The 2697-nt window shown below is 67.3% G+C and carries 4 protein-coding genes; all 4 read right to left on the bottom strand.

Translation table 11 applies throughout. The features are described 5' to 3' along the window. Positions 1 to 50: 50 nt before the first annotated feature. Positions 51 to 548, bottom strand: a complete 498-nt coding sequence (locus CVO76_RS01820; protein ID WP_208740474.1) for a DUF2975 domain-containing protein — start codon at positions 546 to 548, stop codon at positions 51 to 53. Positions 549 to 702: 154 nt separating this feature from the next. Next, complete coding sequence (locus CVO76_RS01815) at positions 703 to 906, bottom strand: helix-turn-helix domain-containing protein (protein WP_133080282.1); 204 nt, start codon at positions 904 to 906, stop codon at positions 703 to 705. A gap of 217 nt (positions 907 to 1123) precedes the next feature. Continuing rightward, complete coding sequence (locus tag CVO76_RS01810) at positions 1124 to 1543, bottom strand: DUF3151 domain-containing protein (RefSeq protein WP_133080281.1); 420 nt, start codon at positions 1541 to 1543, stop codon at positions 1124 to 1126. Then, on the bottom strand, positions 1543 to 2562 hold the full coding sequence (fbaA, locus tag CVO76_RS01805; RefSeq protein ID WP_133080280.1) for a class II fructose-bisphosphate aldolase: 1020 nt from the start codon (positions 2560 to 2562) through the stop codon (positions 1543 to 1545). Before fbaA ends, CVO76_RS01810 begins: the two co-directional genes overlap by 1 nt. Positions 2563 to 2697: the final 135 nt, after the last annotated feature.

The raw sequence follows: 2697 nt of genomic DNA, 5'->3' as shown, positions 1-2697 counted from the left end.
GCTCATCTTCCGCCGGGCGAGTTCGACGTCGATCCGCACCACGATGGGCATCAGATGACCTCGTCGAGTTCGGTGCGCAGCTGCCGTGCCTCGGTGTCGCGTGCCACCGCCTGCGCGAGCAGTGCCCGCAGCACGAGCACGATCAGCGCCACGGCAGCGATCATGACGGCCACTCCCCCTATGAGCAGCACGACGCCGGGCGCCACGGCCTCACCGGGCGCGAGCGCGATCCCGAGCCCCACCGTGAGCAGGCTCGCGGCGGCGAAGGCACCGATGACGATGTTCACGAGCCGGAAGGCGTCCGAGGAGAACACCGTTCCCCGCCGCACCATCGTCAGCAGCCCCCAGACGCAGACCACGGCCACCTGGAGTGCGAGGATCCCGAGCACCGTCAGGACCACGAGCGGGGTCCGGATCAGGGCGACGTCGGGATCGGCTCCGTCGAGGTCGATGCCCAGGAGCGAGAGCATCACCACCTGGATGAAGACGGAACCAGCGAACATCATGCACAGCACGACCCGCAGAGCGAGGACGGTGATTCTTCCCATGACGACTCCCTTGTACTGTTTGTCAGCACAAAGCTATCGTTAACCGATAGATAGCACAAGGCGTACGATCGGTCGGTACACGTCTCGCTGTGACGTCCGAGGTCATGACGCACCCCCGGCCACGGCGGGCCGGCGACCGTCCGCGGACCTGCCGTCAGATCGAGTAGTCCGAGCCCGGATTCGTCGCGTCGAGGTAGTCCCGCACCGCATTCTGCGGCACGCGATAGGACCGGCCGAACCGGATGCTGTTGATCGTTCCGGACTGCACCAGGCGGTAGACCGTCATCTTCGAGACCCGCATCATGGCCGCGACCTCCGCGACCGTGTACAACTGACCCGTACTTACGCTTGTGGACATTCCAGCCCCCACTTCCAATCGCCTCACCACGGTATGTGGAGCTTTTAACTCTGGTCGCGTGCGCCACTTCTGCACAAGGAATTGGACTACTTGTTAACCGGACCCGATTAACGAGTAGTCGGGTCTAGGAGGCACGCGGACCGAGGCCCTCCCGGCGGAAAAAGGAAGAACGGGGTCCGCCATGGCGGACCCCGTTCTTCCCGTTCCGGGCCGGACGTCAGTTCGCGAGCTGCGCGCTGGCCTCCGGGTCCGACTCCCTGAGGAACACCGCGATCCGCTCGGCTTCCTCGATCTCGCCGATGGACGCGGCAGCACGGCCCAGCGCGTAGAGGGCGCGGAGGAAGCCACGGTTCGGCTCGTGCGAGTACGGGATGGGGCCGGCGCCACGCCAGCCGCTGCGTCGCAGCGCGTCGAGGCCGCGGTGGTACCCGGTGCGGGCATAGGCGTAGGACTCGATGGTCCGGCCCTCCGCGTACGCCTCGTCCGCGAGGATCGCCCAGACGAGCGACGACGTCGGATGCTTGGCCGCCAGGTCCACGGCCTCGTCACCGGCCGCGAGGCGCCCGACGACGGCGGGCTCCTCCGGCAGGAGTGTGGGCTCGGGGCCCATCAGGTTCTTCCGGAACTCGTCGGACACTAGAGCTTCTTCCCGGCCGACCCGAGCGACGCGGCGGCCTCGACGACGCGGGCCGCGAGGCCGGCCTCGGCCGAGGCGCCCCAGACGCGGGGGTCGTAGGTCTTCTTGTTGCCGACCTCGCCGTCGACCTTCAGGACGCCGTCGTAGTTGCGGAGCATGTGGTCGGCGACCGGGCGGGTGAACGCGTACTGGGTGTCGGTATCGATGTTCATCTTGATGACGCCGTAGGAGACGGCGTCGGCGATCTCCTGGTCGGAGGATCCCGAACCGCCGTGGAAGACGAGGTCGAAGGGCTTGTCCTTGCCGATCTTCCGGCCCACCTGGTCCTGGATGTCCTTGAGGATCTCGGGCCGCAGCTTCACGCCACCGGGCTTGTACACCCCGTGCACGTTGCCGAAGGTGAGCGCCGTGATGTAGCGGCCGTGCTCCCCGGCGCCGAGGGCGTCGATGGTGGCCAGGGCGTCCTCGACCGTGGTGTAGAGCTTGTCGTTGATGGCGTTCTCGACGCCGTCCTCCTCGCCACCCACGGTGCCGATCTCCACTTCGAGGATGATCTTCGCCGCAGCCGCGCGCGGCAGGATCTCGCGGGCGATCCGCAGGTTCTCCTCGAGGGTCTCGGCCGAGCCGTCCCACATGTGCGAGTTGAAGATCGGGTCGCGGCCGTTCTTCACGGCGTCCTCGGACGCGGCGAGGAGGGGCAGCACGAAGTCGTCCAGCTTGTCCTTGGGGCAGTGGTCCGTGTGGAGCGCGATGTTGACGTCGTACTTCTTCGCCACTTCCTTCGCGAAGGCCGCGAAACCGAGCGAACCGGCGACCATGTCCTTGACGCTCGCGCCGGACCAGTAGGCGGCGCCGCCCGTGGAGACCTGCACGATGCCGTCGGACCCTGCCTCCGCGAAGCCGCGCATGGCCGCGTTGAGCGTCTGGGAGGAGGTCACGTTCACAGCCGGGAATGCGAAACCGCCCGCCTTCGCGCGGTCGATCATCTCGGCGTAAACATCAGGTGTGGCAATAGGCATGCTGAGGACTCCTTAGTGGTGGGAAGTGCTTGCTTCATCCTAGCGAGCGGACCTGCCGGGCGCAGGGGATCCCGACGCCGGATGACGACGGCCCGGACCGGTCGCGACGCCGGGAACCAGGGCCGCGGCCCGCGG

Source organism: Arthrobacter agilis (assembly GCF_002953615.1).
GTDB lineage: Bacteria > Actinomycetota > Actinomycetes > Actinomycetales > Micrococcaceae > Arthrobacter_D > Arthrobacter_D agilis_B.
The sequence above is the reverse complement of the archived record's forward strand: the minus strand, read 5'-3'. Positions and strand labels throughout refer to the sequence as shown.